The 21,179-nt window shown below is 43.8% G+C and carries 24 protein-coding genes and 1 riboswitch; of the genes, 5 read left to right on the top strand and 19 right to left on the bottom strand.

Translation table 11 applies throughout. The features are described from left to right. Positions 1–182 precede the first annotated feature (182 nt). From ABXS78_RS04310 to ABXS78_RS04280, 7 genes are all read right to left on the bottom strand, one after another. Entirely contained in the window at positions 183–1,763 is a 1,581-nt protein-coding gene (locus ABXS78_RS04310) for an acyl--CoA ligase (protein ID WP_366249082.1), read from the bottom strand. 111 nt (positions 1,764–1,874) lie between these two features. Beyond that, positions 1,875–2,681 carry a DNA-3-methyladenine glycosylase gene (locus tag ABXS78_RS04305; protein WP_366249081.1) on the bottom strand — a complete coding sequence of 269 codons (807 nt, stop codon included), beginning with the start codon at positions 2,679–2,681 and terminating at the stop codon, positions 1,875–1,877. 70 nt (positions 2,682–2,751) lie between these two features. Beyond that, complete coding sequence (locus ABXS78_RS04300) at positions 2,752–3,639, bottom strand: LysR family transcriptional regulator (protein ID WP_366249080.1); 888 nt, start codon at positions 3,637–3,639, stop codon at positions 2,752–2,754. Between the two features lie 269 nt (positions 3,640–3,908). Beyond that, entirely contained in the window at positions 3,909–4,700 is a 792-nt protein-coding gene (gene pdaA / locus ABXS78_RS04295) for a delta-lactam-biosynthetic de-N-acetylase (RefSeq protein ID WP_366249079.1), read from the bottom strand. Positions 4,701–4,789: 89 nt separating this feature from the next. Next, positions 4,790–4,936, bottom strand: a complete 147-nt coding sequence (locus tag ABXS78_RS04290) for an SE1561 family protein (protein WP_164072015.1) — start codon at positions 4,934–4,936, stop codon at positions 4,790–4,792. A 54-nt stretch (positions 4,937–4,990) separates the two neighbouring features. Beyond that, on the bottom strand, positions 4,991–5,785 hold the full coding sequence (locus ABXS78_RS04285) for a YfkD family protein (protein ID WP_366249078.1): 795 nt from the start codon (positions 5,783–5,785) through the stop codon (positions 4,991–4,993). Between the two features lie 64 nt (positions 5,786–5,849). Next, the gene (locus tag ABXS78_RS04280) at positions 5,850–6,245 is read right to left on the bottom strand and encodes an OsmC family protein (protein ID WP_095223549.1); all 396 of its coding nucleotides are present in this window, start codon (positions 6,243–6,245) and stop codon (positions 5,850–5,852) included. Between the two features lie 143 nt (positions 6,246–6,388). On the opposite strand from ABXS78_RS04280, the gene ABXS78_RS04275 reads away from it, so the two are divergent. Next, a complete protein-coding gene (locus ABXS78_RS04275; RefSeq protein WP_366249077.1) occupies positions 6,389–7,564 on the top strand; it encodes an MFS transporter in 1,176 nt (391 codons plus the stop codon). Between the two features lie 34 nt (positions 7,565–7,598). Here ABXS78_RS04275 and ABXS78_RS04270 read toward each other — a convergent pair whose 3' ends face one another. From ABXS78_RS04270 to ABXS78_RS04260, 3 genes are read right to left on the bottom strand one after another with little or no spacing between them, the layout of a single operon-like run. Further along, positions 7,599–8,288 carry an amino acid ABC transporter permease gene (locus ABXS78_RS04270; RefSeq protein WP_366249076.1) on the bottom strand — a complete coding sequence of 230 codons (690 nt, stop codon included), beginning with the start codon at positions 8,286–8,288 and terminating at the stop codon, positions 7,599–7,601. Then, the gene (locus ABXS78_RS04265) at positions 8,285–9,169 is read right to left on the bottom strand and encodes a transporter substrate-binding domain-containing protein (protein WP_366249075.1); all 885 of its coding nucleotides are present in this window, start codon (positions 9,167–9,169) and stop codon (positions 8,285–8,287) included. The genes ABXS78_RS04270 and ABXS78_RS04265 overlap by 4 nt, the downstream gene beginning before the upstream one ends. Positions 9,170–9,192: 23 nt before the next feature. Then, positions 9,193–10,074, bottom strand: a complete 882-nt coding sequence (locus ABXS78_RS04260; protein ID WP_366249074.1) for a transporter substrate-binding domain-containing protein — start codon at positions 10,072–10,074, stop codon at positions 9,193–9,195. A gap of 236 nt (positions 10,075–10,310) precedes the next feature. Here ABXS78_RS04260 and ABXS78_RS04255 point away from each other — a divergent pair, with 236 nt between their 5' ends. Further along, positions 10,311–12,146 (top strand): heavy metal translocating P-type ATPase, encoded by a 1,836-nt coding sequence (locus ABXS78_RS04255; RefSeq protein WP_366249073.1) that lies wholly within the window; start codon positions 10,311–10,313, stop codon positions 12,144–12,146. Between the two features lie 18 nt (positions 12,147–12,164). On the opposite strand, the gene ABXS78_RS04250 is transcribed toward ABXS78_RS04255, so the two are convergent. The 3 genes from ABXS78_RS04250 to ABXS78_RS04240 are packed head-to-tail and all read right to left on the bottom strand — an operon-like array spanning position 12,165 to position 13,847. Next, positions 12,165–12,986: a YihY/virulence factor BrkB family protein gene (locus tag ABXS78_RS04250; RefSeq protein WP_366249072.1), complete on the bottom strand. Its 822-nt coding sequence runs from the start codon at positions 12,984–12,986 to the stop codon at positions 12,165–12,167. 37 nt (positions 12,987–13,023) lie between these two features. After that, positions 13,024–13,368, bottom strand: a complete 345-nt coding sequence (locus ABXS78_RS04245; RefSeq protein WP_366249071.1) for a hypothetical protein — start codon at positions 13,366–13,368, stop codon at positions 13,024–13,026. Then, positions 13,368–13,847 (bottom strand): low molecular weight protein-tyrosine-phosphatase, encoded by a 480-nt coding sequence (locus ABXS78_RS04240; RefSeq protein ID WP_366249070.1) that lies wholly within the window; start codon positions 13,845–13,847, stop codon positions 13,368–13,370. Before ABXS78_RS04240 ends, ABXS78_RS04245 begins: the two co-directional genes overlap by 1 nt. Positions 13,848–13,970: 123 nt before the next feature. Here ABXS78_RS04240 and ABXS78_RS04235 point away from each other — a divergent pair, with 123 nt between their 5' ends. Beyond that, positions 13,971–14,999, top strand: coding sequence for a S66 peptidase family protein (locus ABXS78_RS04235; RefSeq protein WP_366249069.1), 1,029 nt, complete (start codon positions 13,971–13,973; stop codon positions 14,997–14,999). Between the two features lie 17 nt (positions 15,000–15,016). On the opposite strand, the gene ABXS78_RS04230 is transcribed toward ABXS78_RS04235, so the two are convergent. The 3 genes from ABXS78_RS04230 to ABXS78_RS04220 all read right to left on the bottom strand — a co-directional run bounded on the left by ABXS78_RS04230 (position 15,017) and on the right by ABXS78_RS04220 (position 17,859). Then, on the bottom strand, positions 15,017–16,381 hold the full coding sequence (locus tag ABXS78_RS04230) for an LLM class flavin-dependent oxidoreductase (RefSeq protein WP_366249068.1): 1,365 nt from the start codon (positions 16,379–16,381) through the stop codon (positions 15,017–15,019). Between the two features lie 78 nt (positions 16,382–16,459). After that, positions 16,460–16,561: riboswitch (SAM riboswitch) on the bottom strand. Positions 16,562–16,573: 12 nt separating this feature from the next. Next, on the bottom strand, positions 16,574–16,945 hold the full coding sequence (locus ABXS78_RS04225) for a DUF1992 domain-containing protein (protein WP_095223538.1): 372 nt from the start codon (positions 16,943–16,945) through the stop codon (positions 16,574–16,576). Positions 16,946–17,016: 71 nt separating this feature from the next. After that, positions 17,017–17,859 (bottom strand): CAP domain-containing protein, encoded by an 843-nt coding sequence (locus ABXS78_RS04220; RefSeq protein ID WP_366249067.1) that lies wholly within the window; start codon positions 17,857–17,859, stop codon positions 17,017–17,019. Positions 17,860–18,359: 500 nt separating this feature from the next. Here ABXS78_RS04220 and mreBH point away from each other — a divergent pair, with 500 nt between their 5' ends. Continuing rightward, entirely contained in the window at positions 18,360–19,367 is a 1,008-nt protein-coding gene (gene mreBH, locus ABXS78_RS04215; protein ID WP_366249066.1) for a rod-share determining protein MreBH, read from the top strand. A gap of 260 nt (positions 19,368–19,627) precedes the next feature. Here the strand turns inward: mreBH and ABXS78_RS04210 are convergent, their stop codons facing one another. Genes ABXS78_RS04210 through ABXS78_RS04200 form a run of 3 tightly spaced genes read right to left on the bottom strand, consistent with a single transcriptional unit; the run spans position 19,628 to position 20,853 of the window. Then, positions 19,628–19,990 carry a VOC family protein gene (locus tag ABXS78_RS04210; RefSeq protein WP_366249065.1) on the bottom strand — a complete coding sequence of 121 codons (363 nt, stop codon included), beginning with the start codon at positions 19,988–19,990 and terminating at the stop codon, positions 19,628–19,630. Further along, the gene (locus ABXS78_RS04205) at positions 19,971–20,633 is read right to left on the bottom strand and encodes a uracil-DNA glycosylase (RefSeq protein WP_366249064.1); all 663 of its coding nucleotides are present in this window, start codon (positions 20,631–20,633) and stop codon (positions 19,971–19,973) included. Before ABXS78_RS04205 ends, ABXS78_RS04210 begins: the two co-directional genes overlap by 20 nt. Position 20,634: 1 nt before the next feature. Then, positions 20,635–20,853 carry a YdbC family protein gene (locus ABXS78_RS04200; protein ID WP_366249872.1) on the bottom strand — a complete coding sequence of 73 codons (219 nt, stop codon included), beginning with the start codon at positions 20,851–20,853 and terminating at the stop codon, positions 20,635–20,637. An 86-nt stretch (positions 20,854–20,939) separates the two neighbouring features. On the opposite strand from ABXS78_RS04200, the gene ABXS78_RS04195 reads away from it, so the two are divergent. Beyond that, entirely contained in the window at positions 20,940–21,176 is a 237-nt protein-coding gene (locus ABXS78_RS04195; protein WP_366249063.1) for a DUF2164 family protein, read from the top strand. Positions 21,177–21,179: the final 3 nt, after the last annotated feature.

Here is a 21,179-nt window from a genome sequence, read left to right as displayed (position 1 = left end):
TATTTGGTCAAGTGTCTTACTTTGACTTTGACTATCTTTGATCTTGTGACTTTATTATAGTCTGACCTTCTTTGACTTTCAAGTGTTATGCTTTATATTTTTTATTTTTTTCAGAAAAGGTATTTAGTGAATAATTAATGAAGAAATAAAAAAGCATCGCCTTTATTAGGCGATGCTCTCAATTACTTTGTATTTTGTTTTTCTTGATTACGCAGTTCCACACGTCTAATTTTACCAGACGAAGTTTTTGGAAGTTCTTTAACGAACTCAATTTTACGTGGGTACTTGTAAGGTGCAGTCGTATTCTTTACATGTGTCTGCAATTCCTTCACAAGGTTTGGGTCGTTCTCATCTACACCTTCACGTAGGATGACGAATGCTTTAACTACATTACCGCGGATTTCATCCGGGCTTGCTACAACCGCGCATTCTGCTACAGCCGGATGTTTCACCAAAGCATCCTCTACTTCAAATGGTCCAATTGTATAGCCAGAGCTGATGATGATATCATCGCTGCGGCCTTCGAACCAGAAGTAGCCATCTTCATCTACAGAAGCTTGGTCACCTGTGACGAAATAGCCGTTGCGTTCCGCTTGTTGACGGCGTTCAGGCTCACGGAAATATGTTTTAAACAATGCAGGACTGTCGAGTTTCAAGGCGATGTCACCAACTTCACCCGTTTTAACGCGATTTCCGTCCTCATCGATTACAACAACTTCATTTCCTGGTGTCGGTTTACCCATGGAACCTGGTCTTGGTTCCATACCTTTCATAATACCAAGCAGCAATGTGCTCTCTGTTTGGCCATATCCATCACGTACAATGATGTTGAAATGTTTCTGGAAGACATCAATTACTTCCCGGTTCAATGGTTCACCTGCTGATACCGCACTATGCAGGGCACTCAAATTATAGCTGCCAAGATCAGTTACTTTGGCCATCAGACGATATTCCGTTGGTGTACAGCAAAGTACATTGATTTTGTAATCCTCGAGTAGGGAAAGGTAAGTTTTAGCATCGAATCGTCCCATGTAGACAAAGCCTGTTGCTCCAGTACCTAAAACAGAAAGGAATGGACTCCAAACCCATTTCTGCCAGCCTGGTGCAGCTGTTGCCCATACGATGTCTCCTTTGGAAGCCGACAGCCAGTTTTCTGCAGCTGTCCGCAAGTGTGCATATCCCCAGCCATGTGTATGGACTACACCTTTGGGATTACCTGTCGTACCACTTGTGTAGGACATCAATGCAATATCTTCTCTAGAAGTCTCTACCGTTTCCAGTTCTTCTGAAGCTGTTGTTTTGAGCTTCCCAAGATCCTTCCAGCCATCGACTGCTCCACCGACTGCAAGTTTGATTAAGCTATCTTGATTCTCGATGTCTTCAAATTGCGCAGTAAAGGCATGATAACTGATGATGCTCTTCACTTTTCCATGATCGATACGGTATTGCAAATCCTTCGTCTTCAGCATTTCGGAGCTAGGGATGATCACAAGTCCGAGCTTCAAGGCTGCTGCATAAATATGATACGCCTCAACGACACGCGGTACCATAACCAGTATCGCATCCCCTTTTTTCAAGCCCAATTCTTTCAGAACATTACCTGTGCGGTTTACATCCTGGAATAACGTTTTATACGTTACTTCCATCTTATTACCCGCCTCGTCCATCCAAATGAGCGCCTGACGATCTTCATCTGTAACGAATCGCTCCATTTCATCAACGATGTTGTATTGCTCTGGTGCAATCAAATCTTTTCTTTCCATACTTACGCCTCCTAAATGGCTGCCTGTTTTAACTAATGCACTTATTATAGCAGACCAAAGCACGACTTCCCAGTAATAATTGTTACCAAATTATAAAACTTGATATTAGTATCAGGTCTCAATACTTCTCCAAAGCGTCATAGTCGCATAACTGCGGTAAGGAGCCCAGCTTTCTCCTCGCGTATGTATTGTTGCTGGAGTCGGTTTTTCAGTGAGATTGTCATATGATTTCAAGGCGTTTTGTACCCCGATATCAGCAGCTGGTAATAAGTCGGAACGCCCTAACCCGAACAGCATCCAGTTTTGCGCGGACCAGCTTCCAAGCCCCCTGATCTTCGTAAGCTCTGAAGCAATTTCTTCATTAGAAGCAGCAGCAAGCTGTGCGAGATCCAGCTTCCCTTCTATAATAAGACGACTTGTATCAATTACATATTCAGCTTTCCTTTGCGAAAACTGCAGCTTCCGCAAGTCGTCATATTCCAAGGAAGCAACGTTTTGCGGTGTTGGATAAAACCAGATATCTTCCTGTTTTGTCCCGAATGCTTCGACAAACCGATTTGTCAGTGTGTAGGCGAACTTCAAATTAAGCTGCTGGTGGATAATTGTTTTCATCAAACAGTAGTATAAGTCTGTATCTTTTACGATAGGTGTTCCTGCGTGTGCATAAAAAAGCCGCTCCAAATCCGAACCGATAAAATGAGCAGCTACTTCTGCAAGGTCAATATCCCATTGGAGCCAGTTCTCCACCCAAGCAAGTATGTCCTCCTGTCTCGAAGAATCTGCAGAAGACACTTTGACAATCGGTGATGTAATTGTTCCGTTGAACTGGAGCACGACGATATGCCGCGATTCATCTCCCAATACAACAGGAAGCTTCAGCTCATGCCCTTTTACATCAACAATATTCAGCTGATCCATACTCCATCTTTTCATTAAATAATGATAATCGTATGTATGTAAGCTGCTTTTCCCACATCAGTAGCATCTCCTATCCTATTTGTTTTATCGCAAAATCAATTACATCATGCATCACTTTCGTTAAACGCTTATTTTTATGCCAAAGGAGCTTCGTTGTGGGCTGATTGATTGGTTCATCAAGATCTACAGTGCTTAACTCGCCTGATTGCAATTCTTTTTCCACTGTCATGAGCGGTAAGTAAGATAAACCCAAACCAGCCATTACGCATTGCTTGATTGCTTCTATACTGCCGAATTCAATGACATTTTCCGGTTGCAAATTCTGTTTTTGTAATGCTTGCTCTAATTCCGTTCGATAAGAACAGTCTTTCTCCGTCAAGATCAAAGGATGCTGCATCACCTCAGCCAAGCTAGCGGAGGGGTAAACTGCCAGCTGATGGTTCGGGGAGCTTATCAAAACGATCTCCTCTTGAAATAGAGAGACTGACTCCAGTAAAGCATTGTGCCGATTTCGCTCCATAATAAATGCTAAATCCAACTCGCCTTCCTGGAGCATTTTCTCCGCAGTTTTACTAGACGGTACGGGTTTCAGAATAACCTGCACCTGTGGATACTGATTTCGTATAAAGCGAAGGAGTTCAGGCAACCGGTAGATGCATTGACTCTCGCAGGCACCTATCAGAATTGTGCCTTTATTCTCTGGCTCATCCGCAAATACAAGTCGCATTTCATCATGCAATGCCAAGATTCTTTTAGCATAGCTCAGCATTTTAATTCCCGCTTCGGTAAGATAAATCCTCTTTCCCAAACGCTGGAACAAATCAACTCCATATTCCTTTTCCAGCGCTTTTATTTGTGCGGTAACGCTAGATTGTGCGTAATCCAGCAGCTGAGCAGTCTTTGTGAAATTAAGTGTTTCAGCCGCTACAGTAAAAGTCTTCAAATGGTTGATGTGCATATTTACACTCCCTAAATCGCTTTTTCCGATTATAATAATCAAATTATTCAGCTTTTCCTAGACATGAATGCAGTATACACTTTTATATAAATATTGGAAAATGTTTACGCCAGCTGGCTTGGAGTAGCTCCTCTTAAGATTGACTTAATTGCTGAAAGGAGAGAAAACAATGAAGGACACTTCTAAAAAAACTTGGCGGGACTACTTCATGGAAATCGTCCATGCTATCATCCAAACCAAATAAAAGAGCTGACCCAATTCGGATCAGCTTAAAATTGCGTAATGGCTTTCGGCAGGATATCCTGTTTGACCAGGTCATCCAATGTACGGAAGGTATATCCTTGCTTCTTCAGTTCAATGATCAATTTTTCCAAAGCAACGGCATTATCTTCAGATACAGAGTGCAGCAAGACGACTGCACCCGGATGCATTTGGGCCATCACTTGATCATACGCGTACTGCCAGCCTTTTTGTTCGCCTGTTTTCCAATCAGCATAAGCAAGGGACCAGAATACATTCGTGTAGCCAAGTTCTTCAGACCATTTCAGCGAACGGGCACTAAAGGTACCTCGTGGCGCCCTTAAATAGTGCATGTCGTCTTGATCTGTCAAATCAGCTACAGCATCCTCCAGCATTTCAAGCTCTTGCTGCATCTTTTCTTTAGAAACCTTTGTCAAATCTGGATGATGATATGAATGATTGCCGACAATATGACCTTCGTCGACCATCCTTTTCACCAAATCAGGGGCTGATGATACATAATGACCTGTAATAAAGAAAGCAGCCGGTACTTCGTGCTTCTTTAATACATCCAGAATATCTCCTGTATATCCCTGTTCATAGCCGTTATCAAATGTGATATATACCGTTTTCTCACCAGAACCATCCAAATAATAACTATGATATTCATCCAAAAGCTGCTGGTATTTGCCTACTTCTGGTACACTGCCATCCTTGCTCTTAACAAATCCCCAGCCATAGCTGACCGGGCTTTCTGCCGATACAAATGATGGTGAGACAAGCAGCAGACATAACAGCAGCATAAATGATTTCCATCGCATATGGCACACTCTCCTTACGGATAGATTGCGCCATATTCACGTCCCCTATGCGATGCAAAAATTAGAAAAGACCGTGCATCAGCACGGTCTTACTTTAATTTATTTTCCATTTCATCGAGCATCCGAAGCATTTCATCGATTTCCTCCAAGGAAGTCTCCTCCGGTTCGATACTATCCAAATAATCCATGAATGCAGACAGACGCTGCTTCAAGTCATCCACTTTACTCGTTGCCAAAGATAAAACCCCTTTACCGCATTATCTGGCTTCAGTATACCACAGCGCTGTTCGTTATTGTACGTTGAAGGTGAAAGACAGATGATCTTGAATCGGAATCCAGGCACCAATCCCCTGTTTGGTAACATTTTTAACAACAATCTGCTTTCTTGATCCCTTTAACTCCAGGTAGACTTCCCCAAAAGTAATCGTACCCTTTTCATTCACTGCCGGTGCATAAGCCGTGAGAATTCCAGACTTATTCAAAGGAACACCGTAAGCATTTTCCTTATTGGTACCTCTTCCTATTACCGTTTGGAAGGAAAGCGGAAGCTTTGTATTCTTCTGGGCTTGCTGCAGCATCATTAATTTAATATCTCTAGGGTTATCTATTTCAGCTGTCAGTCCACCCTTCACATATCGTTCTTCCTGCTGCTCGTAATTCATTTGCTTCGCCGATTCTCCACCAGCATTGCTCAGCTGGTTCGTATTCACTTTTTGATATTGCCAGTTGATGTTTGTTTCTGCAGACTGGTATTCAAGCGGCCAATGCCCCATATAGATCATCCCTCGATACCCGATTGCCAACGGAGATGGTTTCAGAGTCGATTCATTAAGAATGCGAATCAATTCTGGATTTTGGATGACAATATCACTTTCTTCCGTCAGTTCTCTGACAAGCTCACTTGGTTCCAGAACAATTTGATCCTTATTTGAGTTCGGATAAGTATTTTCCTTTGAAATATTTAATACGTGATTTGGTATTTCAGTGTCCTTCTTTTGTACATTCTCAGCTTTCCCTGCTATGGAGAAAGGAAGAGTAAGCAAAGTCAATGCCATGATTGCTATGATGATTCTAGCGAATTTCATAATGAAAAGCCCCTGCCTTTCAGATTTTTACCTAGTATCTGAAGACAAGAGCTATCCTATACATTTAATAATGGTTCAAGTGAATGACTTCCAATCTTTCCTCGATCTCGATACTATCCTTGACTGATTGCACCATGGAACAATTGTTGTGCGCGAGCTGGAGATTTTTCTCCAGTTGCCCTTTGTCCAAATGAAAACCACGTATAACGAAAGTCAGCGTGATCTTAGTAATACGGTTTGCTGCCAGTTCATCCCGTTCCACCTCTGCTGACACTTCCATATCGTCAATTTCCAGCCGCTGTTTCTCCATGATCTTCCGGAATACTGACGCACTGCAGCCTGCTATCGAGGAAACCATTAGCTGATAAGGCCGGATACCGAATTGCTCATTCCCGTCTATATCCAAAGTTTGATGTGGTAGTTCGATACGGAATCCATGCTGTTTCATTGTCAGCTTCAATTTCCTCATCTCCTTGCGAATTCTTTATGCGTTATATTCCCTCTTGTATGATTTTCTAACCTACATACGTACGATTGACCAAATCCAGGAAAAACTATACAGTAGGATTGGGAAATCATCTTACATACAGGGGTAATAGACATATGAGAAATGCGTACAGTTTTTGGATTTTAGTCAGTATTGTCGCAGTCTCCGGTTTCAGTCAAGGGCTGCTGCTTCCGCTGATCGCCATCATATTTGAACAAGACGGTCTTTCTTCCTCCATGAATGGATTAAATGCAGTTGCCATCTACATCGGTATCCTGCTCGTATCTCCTTTTATGGAAGCGCCGCTGCGCAAATTCGGTTATCGGCCAGTCATTATGGCAGGTGGACTAATTGTCGTGGCAGCACTGCTCGCTTTTCCATTATGGAAGTCATTTTGGTTCTGGTTTGTACTTCGTCTGTTGATTGGAATTGGCGACAATGCCCTTCATTTTGGAACCCAGACATGGATTACATCTTCATCTCCTGAAAAGGTACGCGGGCGGAATATTTCGATTTATGGACTTTTCTTTGGAATTGGCTTCGCTGTCGGTCCGCTTATGACTTCACTAGTTAAGGTTTCAGAATCTTTGCCATTTATATTATCTGGCGCGCTTTGCTTGGTCGCTTGGTTCACCCTTTTTCAACTGCGCAATGAGTTTCCAACGGAAGAAAATACGCAATCATCACAGCAGCAAGGGCTTCTGCAGCGCTTTGGTTCCACCTTGAAATATGCATGGGTCGCTTTCCTGCCGCCGCTCGGCTATGGATTTTTGGAATCTTCTTTGAACGGAAGTTTTCCTATCTATGGCTTACGTCAGGACATCGGTGTATCAGAAGTATCTATATTGCTTACCGGATTCGCCATTGGCGGGATTGTGTTTCAGATACCACTTGGTATGCTTAGCGATAAGTTCGGCCGTAAGTACACGCTGTTGACCGTAATATTGCTTGGAACAATCTTTTTCGGGGCTGCTGTATTTACAGAACAACATTATATTGCCCTGTTCATCTGTTTATTTGCAGCCGGCATGGTCTTAGGTTCGACCTTCTCCCTCGGCATAAGCTATATGACCGATCTGACTCCAAGACATTTGCTGCCGACAGGTAATCTGCTTTGCAGTATAACCTTTAGTATCGGTAGTCTTGGTGGTCCTTATATCAGTGGCGTGTTTATCGAAAAATTGCCCGATCTCAGTTTCTTCGTTATTATGACAGTCATTTTCGCCGGAATCTTTACAACATTGCTAGTTCATGCGATTTTTACAAAACGCGCTGTCGTAGCAGAACAATAGTAAAAGGAATGCGCCCGTCTGGGCACATCCCTTTTTAATTGATATATCGGGAGAATCGCTTCTCCAGCCGTTCCTGGAAATAAGAAATGATGATACAAAGCGGCCAATACACAAGTGCCACCGTAATGTACATCGTCATGGAATCAAATGTACGGCCAGCTACAATCTGCGCCTTCTGAAACATTTCCGGCACCGTAATAACCGCTGCCAGACTCGTCGCTTTCACCAAATCAAGAAATACATTTGTAAGCGGCGGCATCGCAACTCGTGCCGCTTGCGGGACAATGACCCGCGTCAATGTCTGCCAATAGTTAAGACCAAGTGCATAGGAGGATTCCCATTGGCCATAAGCAATGCTGTTCAGCGCCCCCCGGTTTACCTCGGCGATATAAGCTGCACTATTCAAGCCGAAAGCGAGAACAGCACAGGTGAAAGCATCAAGCCTGATTTGTACGACAGGCAACCCTTGATACAAGATGAATAAAAACACCAGTATCGGTGTCCCGCGCATAAACGAGATATAAAACCTTGCAGGCCATCGAAGGACAAAGAATCGGGAGCTGCGGCCAATCGCCAGGAAAAAGCCGAGAATCAAACCCATACCCATACCGGCGAAAGCAACTGCTATCGTCATTGGCAGTCCTTCGAGTATAAAGGGAAGGTTCTCCCACGCTAATTCTGCATCAAAGAATTTGCCGATATCCACTAGCTCGAATGGTATCATTCCGCTTCTTCCTGCTGCTTCTCCAATACTTCATCTATTGTCGGAATATCTTCATCCGGCTGCTTCGAAACGTCTGCACCGCCGAAGAATTCCTCAGAAAGCTTCGTCAATGTACCGTCTTCTCTCATCTCACTCAAGACCTTGTCCACCTGTTTCTTCAATTCTGTTGCATCCTTCGGCATGATGGCAGCATTGGCTGTTTCATCGAATTTAAATTCAGGATGGATTGTGATATTGAAATCCGGGAAAGCTTGCAGCGCCAATGACTGCAGATAATAATCATTGATGATCAGATCTGTCCGTCCATTATCGACATCACGTAAATAAACATCATTTGTTGTATTACCATACGCTACTACCTCGGCACCTAATTCCTCAGCGATTTCACTGTAGCCAGTCGTTGCCTCACCACCAGCCTTTTTCTTTTGCAGATCCTCTAATGAATTTATACCGGAGAGATCATCTTTACGCACAATCATTGTTGTGTAGGAGTATTTATACGGTTCGCTGTACGCGAACTTTTCTTTCCGCTCATCTGTCACGCCAATATCATTCGCTGCGAGATCCACTCGTCCGTTCTGGACCGAAGCAAGCATGTTATTGAAATCAGATGTCTTGAATTCCACTTCCAAGTCCAGACGTTTCGCGATTTCCTTGATTACCTCTACATCATATCCAGTAATATCATCCGATCCTTCCGGATAATAACTAGCTGGATACAAAGTACCTGAAGTTCCAACGGTTATCTTTCCGGAATCCTGAATAGCTTCCCATACTTTATCTTCAGAAGCTTGATCAGAACTATCATTGGCAGAAGAACCACAAGCACTCAAAACAAGGACGAGCAGTAAGCTGCAAAATACAAGTAATCGTTTCTTCATTATGATGTTTCTCCTTTATCGATTTACTTATTAGCTTCTTGTTTCAACAATTCATCAACTGTCGGCAGTTCTTCATCTGGCTTTTCGGAAACATCCGCTCCGCCATAAAATTCCTCTGACAGCTTAGACAATGTGCCATCTTCCCGCATTTCGTCAAGAGCCTTGTCCATTTGTTTTTTAAGTTCCGGAGCATCCTTTGAAAGAATCGCGCCTTGTTCAATTTGGTCAAATTTGAAATCCGGATGAATCATGATGTTGAAATCAGGAAAAGCCTGCAATGCCAAAGATTGCAAATAAAAGTCATTAATGATTAAGTCCGTCCGGCCATTATCGACATCGCGTAAGTACACATCATTTGTTGCATTGCTGTAAGTTACAACCTCTGCTCCAAGCTGCTCTGCAACCTTGCTGTGGTTTGTTGAAGCTTCTCCTCCAGCACGTTTTCCTTTTAAATCCGCTAAGCTGTGAATACCAGACAAATCATCTTTCCGTACGATCATGGATGTATAGGAATACTTATACGGCTCTGTGAAAGCGAATTGCTCTTTTCTTTCGTCCGTTATCTCTATATCATTTGCCGCAACGTCTATTCTGCCGTTTTGTACAGAAGCAAGCATGTTGTTAAAATCGGATGTCTTGAATTCCACTTCCAAATCCAGACGCTTCGCAATTTCTTTGATCACTTCTACATCATATCCCGAAAGCTCATCAGAACCCTCCGGGTAGTAAGAAGCAGCAAATAAAGTACCGGATGTACCAACTACTAGCTTACCTGACTCCTGAATCTTTTCCCATACCTTATCATTGCCAGCGCTTTCAGATTTGCCGTCATCATTGCTTCCGCAAGCTCCCAGAAGAAGCATAATTACAAATAAGCTACATATAATACCTAATCTTTTACCCATGAAGTCACACACTCTCCCCTTGTTATATTTTCATATATCCTAAAAGATAACAGGTAATCACTTCTATTTCAATATTTTTCTGAACTGTTTCATTTTAAATATCAAACTGTTATATACAATATAAAATTTATTATTTTTTATATTGATTTTAAACTAGCGGTCAATTATAGTAGAATTACTATTACATTATAATAATTATAAATAAACTATAATCTATAGGGAGGGTTATTTACCACATGAAAAAACACGCTGAACTGATTGCCGCATTATTGAGCGGTGCCTTGATTCTCATCACCTATTTCGATTTTCATGACTCGGAAGCTGCACCTTTCCTTTATAGTGCAGCATATCTCATCGGTGGATTCTTTAAAGCGAAAGAAGGTATTACAGAAACTATTACGGAACGAAAGCTGAATGTGGAAATGCTGATGATTTTTGCCGCTATAGGAGCTGCTATTATCGGTCATTGGCTGGAAGGTGCATTGCTCATCTTCATCTTCGCCCTTTCCGGAGCTTTGGAAACATATACAGAGAATAGAAGCAGTCAGGAATTACGAGCATTGCTATCCCTTCAGCCAGATGAAGCGACCAGAATGACCGCCGCTGGGAAAGAGAGTGTTCCTGTCGATCAGCTTCAAGTCGACGATCTTGTAATCGTGCTGCCCGGGGAACGTATTCCCGCTGATGGAATCATCCTAAAAGGAGTTACAAGCATTGACGAAAGTGCCATTACTGGGGAGAGTATACCGGTGACAAAAGCAGAGGGAAACGAAGTCTTCGCCAGCACCGTCAATAGCAGCGCTGTATTGGAAATCTGTGTCACGAAGCCTGCGCAAGAAACATTGTTCCAGCGAATCATCACAATGGTGCAAACAGCCCAGGAACAAAAATCACCTGCTCAGCATTTTATCGAGCGCTTCGAAGGTCCCTATGTCAAAACGGTTCTGATGCTGGTTCTGCTCCTTATCCTCATTCCTCCTTTTATAATAAATTGGTCGTTTACCGAGTCCTTTTATCGAGCTATGATCTTGCTTGTTGTTGCTTCTCCGTGCGCGCTGGTTGCTTCGGTCATGCCAGCCACCTTATCCGCTATCTCAAAAGGAGCAAGAAACGGGATCTTGGTCAAAGGTGGTTCTCATCTGGAAACACTTGGGCAAGTAAAAGCTGTCGCATTCGACAAGACAGGCAGTTTGACAGTCGGGAAACCATCTGTCACAGATTTCCTTGTCAGTAAAAATGCTGAAGCCAGTATTGTGCTAGAGGCAGCTTATGCTATCCAATCCCAATCCTCTCATCCTCTTGCTAAAGCAGTTGCAGCATATGCTCATGCTGATAGCATCAAGCAAGCCGAGCAAGTAACAGATGCCGCTGGGCAAGGTATGAAAGGGGTGTGGAAGGGACAGAAATGGCGGATCGGAAAAGCTTCCTATATGCAGAACCCGGCTGATCAAGAATTAACTAATCAAGCTGATGCATTGGCCGCTGCCGGGAAATCCCTTGTTTATATAGAGAACGAACAAGGAGTAGCCGGCGTATTCGCTCTGCAGGATACAATCAGACCGGAAGCAAAAGCTGCAATTCGTTCCTTATCCAAGCTCGGTATTTCCACTATCATGCTAACTGGTGATAACGACCAGACTGCAAAAGCCATCGCCAAAGAAGCAGGCATCACAACGTACCGTGCCAACTGCCTGCCTGATGAGAAGGTTGAAGAAATCAAAGAGCTGGAAAGCAGCTACGGAACGATAGCCATGGTTGGTGATGGGATTAATGACGCACCTGCCCTCGCTACTGCTCAAGTCGGAATTGCCATGGGAAATGGAACTGACGCCGCACTCGAGACTGCCGATATGGTTCTCATTAAGAATGATCTGCGTAAACTAGCCGATGCCGTTAAGCTATCGAAGCGTATGCGTAGAATCATCAAACAAAATATCATTTTCTCAGTCGCTGTCATTCTGCTGCTCATACTGGCAAATATCAGCCAATATCTTGGGTTGCCGCTAGGTGTGGTCGGGCACGAGGGAAGTACTATTTTGGTCATATTGAACGGTCTCCGGCTCTTGAGATAAAAAAAAGCGGCGCCCTTATCAGGCTGCCGCTTTATTTTTCTTCCGCTCATCCAGCATGGCATTGATCTCACCGCCAGTGATGATGATGATGCCGGAAAGATAGAACCAGATCATCAGGACAATGACAGCCCCAAGAGATCCATATGTTGCGGAATAGTTACCAAAGTTATCAACATAAAAGGAGAATAACAGGGATGCAATCATCCAGCCGATAGCCGCGAAGGCTGCACCGACCATTGATTCTTTGATTGAGATTTTCTTACTAGGTGCCAGGACATACAATGCGAGTAGTACAATGAAAAATATTACAAAAGAAATGACCCAGCGCAATGCTCCCCATACAGTCAGGAATCCTTCATCCAATCCGAAAATGGAAAAAATGTAAAGCCCAATTGTTTTTCCGAATATTGGCAGCAGGAATGCGACTGCAATAACGAGCACCATGGCGATTGTCAATACTACGGCTACTCCTCTAGCTACGATGAATGAACGATCTTCATTGACATTGTAAGCCTTATTCAATGCACGGATGATGGCATTAACACCATTTGATGCGGACCATAGTGTTGCTAGAATACCAATGGATAATAGTCCACCGTTACGCTCATTAACAAGACCCGTAATATTTTGCTCAAGCAAATCCATGGTTGATTCTGGTGCGAATGTTGATAAAGTATTCATGATATCTTGTTGGCTGACCGGCAAGAATGCGATCAAGGACACAAGAAAGATGATAAATGGAAATAGTGATAGCAGTAAAAAATAAGCCAGCTGGGCAGACAAGCCAGTCACTTCGTCATTGCTGACCCGCTGCCCAAGCTGTTTCAGAAAGCTCCCCATGGTTTCTCCTCCTTCTCTCTCTAAAGCCGCCTTTTCTCTATCTGGCTGCTGTATTACCACCGCTTGCCAATTGTTTCGGACGCTGTCCAGCCGGTAATTCGATCTGATCGTCCAGCTTGCTCACTTTCTGAAGAGCAGTCTGTACTTCCTCTAGTCCTCTCAAGCCTTTATCAGCCGTATTGGATAAACTAGTCGCTACTCGAGCATAGGATGTTTTTACATCATCCATTAAGACGCCAGGATTGCGGAGGTAGAACACCGCTTCAGATCCTGCACGCATCAAGTTACCGCGTACATGATTCCTTGTCTGTGCATCACATAACGAAATCAAGCCGCCGACAGTAGCACCAATCGTTAAACCTAACGTGAATTTACTTTTCATCAAACCGGCTCCTTCCATTGTGTCTGTTGTTTTATTATCTCGCACAATTCCGCACACCCAGCCTCGAGCATCTCATACACAGCTTCAAATTCACCAGTGAAGAATGGATCATCGATATCCTCTCCAGCACGCTCTGGAATAAGATCTGAGAAAAGCCGATAATGTGACGTATGAGCAGGAGCTATAGCTGACAAATCCCGCAAATTAAGCTGATCCATTACGAAGATATAATCGTATGCTCCTAAAATTTCTGACTGGACTTGCTTAGCCACATGATTTACAATCAAAATTCCCTTATGGCCGAGAAGCTCACGAGCCGAAGGGTGCATCTCCTTCCCTTCATGCCAGTGGCCGATACCAGCTGAGTCAACTGTTACAAATGCAGATAGACCTTGTTCCTCTATACGCTTGCGTAAAATCACCTCAGCCATCGGCGAGCGGCAGATGTTGCCTAAAGAAATAAACAACACATTTATCATTCACTCAACTCCCTCGTTTTATAAATGTGAAAATGTGCGAATGTCTGGTATTCCATTCCCCATGAAACAACGAATCAAACGACCTAGTGATAATGCTATAATATGGAAAAGGAAAGGGTGATAATGATGACGACCATGTATCCAAGCGCTTTAACTCCCAACTCCACCTTCGCAATTACTGCTCCGTCAAGCGGAGTTCCTGCTCCTCTGCATTCCAAAATACATAAAGCTAAAATGCAGCTCGAGAAACTCGGTGCTCATGTGATCATTGGAGAAACCGTCTGGACACAGCAAGCCGCTAGAAGCAGCTCTGCTGAAACTAGAGCTAACGAGCTGATGGCTTATCTGAGTGATCCTGAAATCGATGCAATCATGCCGCCATGGGGAGGAGAACTGCTTGTACAAGTATTGCCTATGCTTGATTGGGACAAGCTAACCAAGAGCAAGCCCACATGGCTGATTGGTTATTCTGACACAAGCACACTTCTATGCAGCTATACACTCCAAACAAATTTTGCATCTGCCCATACGACTAACTTTTTTGATTTGAATATGGAAGCACTCGATGAAACGGCGAAGCAATGGCATAAGATATTATCTGCACCGTCCCGCAAGCACATGGTGCAGCACTCATCCCCTATGTATCAATCATCATGGGATGCGCTATTTGATCAAGACAATCCTGAGGGCTTCGACTTGGACAGCAAAACAGAATGGAAAACCACGACAGGTGAAGCCGTTTCCTTTACTGGCCGCTTAATCGGTGGCTGCTTGAATACCCTGACCGCTATCGCCGGAACGAAATATGCTCCTATTCAAACTTGGCGGGAATCTTTTAAAGAAGACACGATCGTCTACTTGGAATGGTTGGATTGGAGTACTGCTGAAACTTACCGGAATCTTTGGCATTTGAAGGAACACGGCTGGTTCAACGGTGCGAGCGGATTACTATTTGGCAGGCCATCTCGAAGCACTCCTTCAGAGGATTATACAGACGAACAGATGATTCATGAATTCGCAGATGAAATTGGATTGCCGATAATCTACGACGCCGATATTGGACACATGCCTCCGCAGTTCACGATGATCAATGGTGCGTTGGCAAATGTATCATATAAGGACGGCAAGGGAATTCTAACTTATTTGGAATAGGAAAGAGGAGCTGACGCTCAGCTCCTCTTTCCTTGTTTTGCCGGATGTGCCGCAGCGAGATGCGGATGTCCGTATAATTTCTCCCTAAAAGTTCCTTCTGCATAATCCTTTTTATATAATCCTCGCTCCTGCAAGATAGGTACAACCAATTCTACAAAGTCTTGCAGGTCTTTTGGTGTAATGTAATGTGTCAGATTGAAGCCATCCACTCCGCTTCGCACAAAGAAATCCTCCATCTTGTCCGCAACTTGCTCAGGACTGCCGATGATGATATCCGTTTCAGCTGGCTGACTGAATTTCTCCTGTATCTCTTTTACCGTAAATGGTTTGGCAGCATCCTTTGTCAGATAAGCAGCTCGCGATTGACCTTGTTCCGTATGCTTGTACGTGAACAGTTCTTCTTCATTTTCATAGGAAGCTAAATCATAGCCAGTGGACCCGCCATACTGGGCTTTGGCAGCATCTGCGCTCCAGTATTGCTTGATCTCGTCATATTTAGCATGAGCCTTCTCTTCTGTTTCAGCTACAACGACGTGCAGGAAGGTAAAAGCTTTGATTTCATCGCGGCTTCTGCCATAAGCCTCCGCACGCGCTTTGATATCCTCTATATAATAGTTGATTTTTTCTGGTGTCGGTCCGCCGACAAACACACATTCTGCATGTTTTGCGGCAAAATCCCTGCCTTTCTCGGAAGTACCTGCTTGGTAGAGCACCGGTGTGCGCTGTGGGGATGGCTCACTTACATGTGGTCCTTCCACTGAGAAATATGTACCCTTGTGCTTGATGCGGTGCACCTTTTCTGCTTCCACTAGAACCCCTCTTTCCGGGTCCGAAATAACAGCATCTTCTTCCCAGCTGTCCTCAAGCAGCTTATAAGAAATCTCCAGGAATTCATCAGCTATTCTGTAACGCTCATCATGCTTTACCATCTTCTCCAGTCCAAAATTCTGGGCTGCATTCGGCAAATAGGAAGTAACGATATTCCAAGCCACTCGCCCATTGGTCAGGTGATCGAGCGTCGAAAATTTACGTGCATTATGAAAAGGCTGTTCGTAAGACGTACTGACTGTGACAGCGAAGGACAAATGCTTCGTCACAGCTGCCATGGCCGGGATAGCGAAGGCTGGATCATTAAGCGGTACTTGCACGCCATCCCGCAAGGCTGCCTTTTCATCTCCTCCGTAAACATCATAGACGCCAAGCACATCAGCGAAGAACACCGCATCGAACTTTCCTTTTTCCAAAAGGCGCGCAAGCTCCATCCAGTATTCCAGCGACTTATACTCCCGATGTCTTCTGTTCTCCGGGTGCTTCCATAAGCCATGGGCGTTATGATTGGCGGCTGTCATATCAAATGCTTGCAGGATAATTTGTTTGGTCATTGCTTCCACTCCTCTATTTATGTAAAAAAAGCCTCTTCCGTTTTACAGAAGAGGCTCCTTATCCAAGGTAAAATGCTCCTCTTATCTGTCAGACTTCTCGTCTGCTGGAATTGGCACAGTGCATTACTGCCTGTTGCCGAGGCTTCAAAGGGCCAGTCCCTCCACCTCTCGTGATAAGAAAATACTATTTGATTATGTTAGTTTGTTTTCAATTTGTTCCCGATATTGACTGAGTGTGCCTGGCGAATTTCGCTTAAGCTTTTGAAGCAGCGCTTCGTATTGAATCTCTTTCTCACTAATGCGCTTCCGGAAAGCTGCCCGCTCTGTGTCGTCTGTACAAACACGCACCAGATCACGCAGTGCTACAATCTCTTTCTGCAGCTCCATCTCTGGTGGAATGTAGCCAGCATTCTTCAGGATCTTATAGCTCATACGCATATCCTCCGGTACACCGGATAGATCCTCCAGCTCCAAAGGTTTTCCAGCACCAGGAAGATTACGGAACTCTCCATTTGCTTCAGCCTGCTTGATACGCTCCTCCGCAAGCAGCGAAATCAGATCCATATAATCACTCCCTGCATACAAGAAAAGCAACCGATCATGATCGGTTGCTTTTCATTATACAATAATCTGAATTATTTACCAATGAATTGCTGTGTCCAGTAGTTACCGTTTTCTACATAACCTACACCGATGTTAGTGTAATCAGGGTTAAGGATATTCTCACGGTGACCTTGGCTGTTCATCCACGCTTCAACGACTTCTTCAGGAGTCTTTTGTCCTTGAGCGATGTTTTCACCTGCAGTTTTATAAGAAATACCGAAAGATTTCATCATATCGAACGGAGAACCGTAAGTCGGGCTGTTGTGATCGAAGTAACCATTGTCAGCCATATCTTTGGATTTCGCACGTGCTACTTTGCTTAGTTCAGTATCAGCTTTCAAAGCTTTAAGACCAGCTTTTTCACGCTCTTTGTTAGTTAAGTCTACTACTTGCTGTTCGAATGCACTCAGGCCTTCAGCAGCTTGCTTTTCTTCTGTTTGCTTGTTATCAGAAGCAGTTTCTTGTTTTTGTGCTGGAGCTTTTTGTTCAGTTGCTTGCTCTTCAGCTTTTTCTTCCTTTTTCGGAGCAGCAGCTTTTTGCTCTTCTTTCTGAGCAGCTGGCGCTTTTGCTTGCTCTTGCTGAGGTGCTGCTTGAGCAGGAGTCTGTGCTTTTTCTTGCTGAGCTGGCTGCTGAACATTGTATTTCGCTAGCAAGCTATCAGTATTAATGTGAATGTTATAAGCTGATAGATATTCATTCACCCATTTATTCAAATCTTCGATAGAAGAGAAAGATCCGCTTTTCACTACTTGTGCTACGTGCACTTGAGCTTCTTCTTTCGTTGGTTGAGCTGGTGCAGCATTTGCTGTTCCTGCCAATGCGCCTCCCGCTAGAATAGCTGTAGATAGTGTTGTTACTAATACTTTCTTAAACATGATGTTGCTCCTTTCGAGATGTATGTTTTCCTGTTGCAGCAACATCATAGCATGGGTTTTTGTGTAATATTGCAGCCTAGAATTTCCAATAGGCACTCAAATCTGTACAGCACTGCGAAAAGTCCGATTCTTATGCGAAATCGTACCCGTTTAGCCGACTATGAAACTAGTAATAAACAGACGCTTTACTATTTATTGGATGTAAATTAGGATTGACACCTTTTTCATTCCTAGTTTTTGTAACAATAGCTCAGTATTTGTAATCTATCTGTAAATTGACTTACGCTTAATCCTTGCATATAATCCTTTACTCCTAATCTATTTAGTTTAATCTGCCAAATTAGGATAAAGGTATCTCTTTAACACCTCTATACCAGGTGATAGAATGAATTATGTCGAATTTAAGCGCCTTTTTGGCTCTTTGACAGATCTACCCCCATAAAGCTTTATACGGGGGAGAATGAATATAGTAGAAATATGTCATTATTGGAGGAAATATAATGTTTGCTAATCCCGAAATTGGAATAGACCTTGGCACTGCAAATATACTTGTGTATACGAAACAAAAAGGAATCGTATTGAATGAACCATCTGTGGTTGCAATTGATATGGAAACAAAAAACGTTGTGGCAGTTGGAGCAGAAGCGAAAGAAATGGTTGGTAAAACACCACAGAATATCGTACCGATTCGTCCATTAAAAGATGGTGTAATCGCCGACTATGATGTAACAGCTCAATTATTGAAAGAAATCCTGAAAAAAGTGAGCAAGGTGATGGGCTCTTCCCTTCGCAAACCAACTATCGTTGTCTGCACACCGTCTGGCAGCACATCCGTTGAAAGACGCGCTATACATAATGCGGTCAAATCGTATGGTGCAAAACAAGTCCACTTGATTGAAGAACCAATTGCGGCAGCAATTGGTGCTGACCTGCCAGTAGATGAGCCAGTTGCGAATGTAATTGTCGATATCGGCGGTGGTACAAGTGAAGTAGGTATTATATCATTCGGCGGCGTTGTATCTTGCCGTTCTGTCCGCATCGGCGGAGATTCAATGGATGAAGAGATCATCCAATATATCCGCAAGCAGTACAATATCCTCATTGGAGAAAGAACTGCTGAACAGATCAAAATGGAAATCGGCTATGCCTTGATTGACCATGATGAATTGATGATGGATGTCCGCGGCCGTGATATGGTAACAGGACTACCTAAGACTGTGGGTATTTCTTCTAAGGAAGTACAAGTAGCTCTTAAGGAATCTTTGGAACAGATCCTTGAAACAATTCGCATGACATTGGAAGACTGCCCGCCTGAACTAAGCGGAGATATCGTTGACCATGGTGTCATCTTGACTGGCGGAGGCGCATTGCTTAAAGGCATGCAGCAATGGCTTGCATCTGAAATCAGCGTCCCTGTTCATTTGGCTCCGAATCCACTGGAATCCGTAGCAATCGGTACAGGCCGTGCCCTGCAGATGATCACAAAACTGCAAAAAGCAGCAAAATAAAAAACAGGCGTATCAGTCAGCTGATACGCCTGTTTTTTTACAGAAAGGCGAAAAAGACCGTTTAGAAACGAAGGAATAAGCGAGAAAGCCTGGAGTGAGGCGCTTTTCCTCACGCAAGGATTTATCGCTTAAGCCGCAGATTTTTGTTCTTGGAGCTAGACATGGAAAAGCGGAAAGAATCGCTCAGAATCGTAGGAGTAAGTGAGAGTCTTGCGTGAGGAGCTTTTTCCTCCCGCATGGCTTTATCGCTTAAGTCGCAGTTACTGGCCTTTGGTGCTAGACTGTACCAATCCGATTCCGATTCCGACTGGATCAACCAAATAAGCGAGATAGAAAGAATCAAACTCCATCTTTTCTCTGACAACAACTGCCCCTTCTTGCTTGGCTGCTAGGATTGCTTTATCCAAGTCTTCCACTTCAATCTGGATTCTTGTTCCATGCGGAAAATCATGCGGTCCTTTACTTATTCCGCCATCAATTCCTCCGGCTGTCTCCACATTTTGATAACCCCAATTCGGAGCACCAATATTCCAGCCAAAAACATTAGCGTAGAAGCTAGCTGCCTTATCCGGGTCTTGGCTATTCAGCTCAAACCCTATCACTTTACCGCTGATTTTCTCCATTACACCTTCCCTTTCTGTTCAGAAGTTCGCGAATACTATATGCATGCTCTTCAATTACCGGCCGCAGACCTGGATTGTAGAATACAGACGCTGGATGGTAGGTCGGGAAGATACGATATATCTTCTCGGAAAGCACGAAGGAATCCTCCTCTATGCTTTTCAGTTGCTGTATCGGCTGTTCTATCAACTTTCCAGCGACTTCCGTGATTTTTTCCTTCGAACCGGTTATCCGCTCCCAGCCTATTCGCCCCAGTGTCACGAGAATTTCTGGTTCCGTCTGGGCAATTTCATAATCAAGCACAGGCGCATGTGCAAGCACTTCAGCCTTGGTCGGTGTTCGATTATATTTTTTCGTGACAGTCTCACCGCGTATTTGTTTTGTTTTATATTGATAGGGTCTGCTTCTGACCGCGCTTGAAATAAAAACTTCCGATCTATCCACAGCTGCTCGCTCCAGAAACAGATCCAGCTCCTTGCCTGCTCGTCCACTGAATGGCATCAGGCTATGTATCTCCGTCTCTCCTGGGGCTTCTCCTATAAAGAAGAGAAGCGGATGCTTCGGCCCTCTCCCGGGCAGGAAACCTTCACAAGGATAAGGAGCCATCCTTTCTTTGGCTAACTGAACCAACTCTTCCGGCAGCATGTCAATCCTGCTCCTGCAGCAAGCGAATTAAGGCACCGATTTCTTCAGCTGATAATGTGATACCTTTACCCATCTTCTCATGATCCGGAGCCCAGTCCCGTATATCATACTTCGGCTCCCGCCCGTTCCAGCTGATCAAATTGAGTTCCTTCTGCCATCCTTTAGGTGAAACGGATAGCACACCGAGTTCTTTCACTATCTCATAAGATAATTCCGCCATCATTACTCCCACCTTTTCCCTTTTCTAAAGTCTAGCAGAACTTTTTGATATAATGAAACGAAAATGAGCTTAGGGAGGAAAAACAAATGCAAAATCCAATCCGATTGAATGATATACAGCGCAATGAAATGATAAGTTCCCTGCAGACTTATTTTGAACAAGAAAAAGACGAGCAGCTAGGCGACCTGGCCGCAGGTCTGCTGCTCGACTTCATCATCAAAGAACTAGGTCCTATTTTTTATAATGCTGGTATCGAAGCATCCTATCAGTTCATGAATGAGAAGATTGAGGACCTTTTTGGAATTCAAGTGAGGGAGCGTTGAATG

The organism is Terribacillus aidingensis (assembly GCF_040703035.1).
GTDB lineage: Bacteria > Bacillota > Bacilli > Bacillales > Amphibacillaceae > Terribacillus.
The sequence above is the reverse complement of the archived record's forward strand: the minus strand, read 5'-3'. Positions and strand labels throughout refer to the sequence as shown.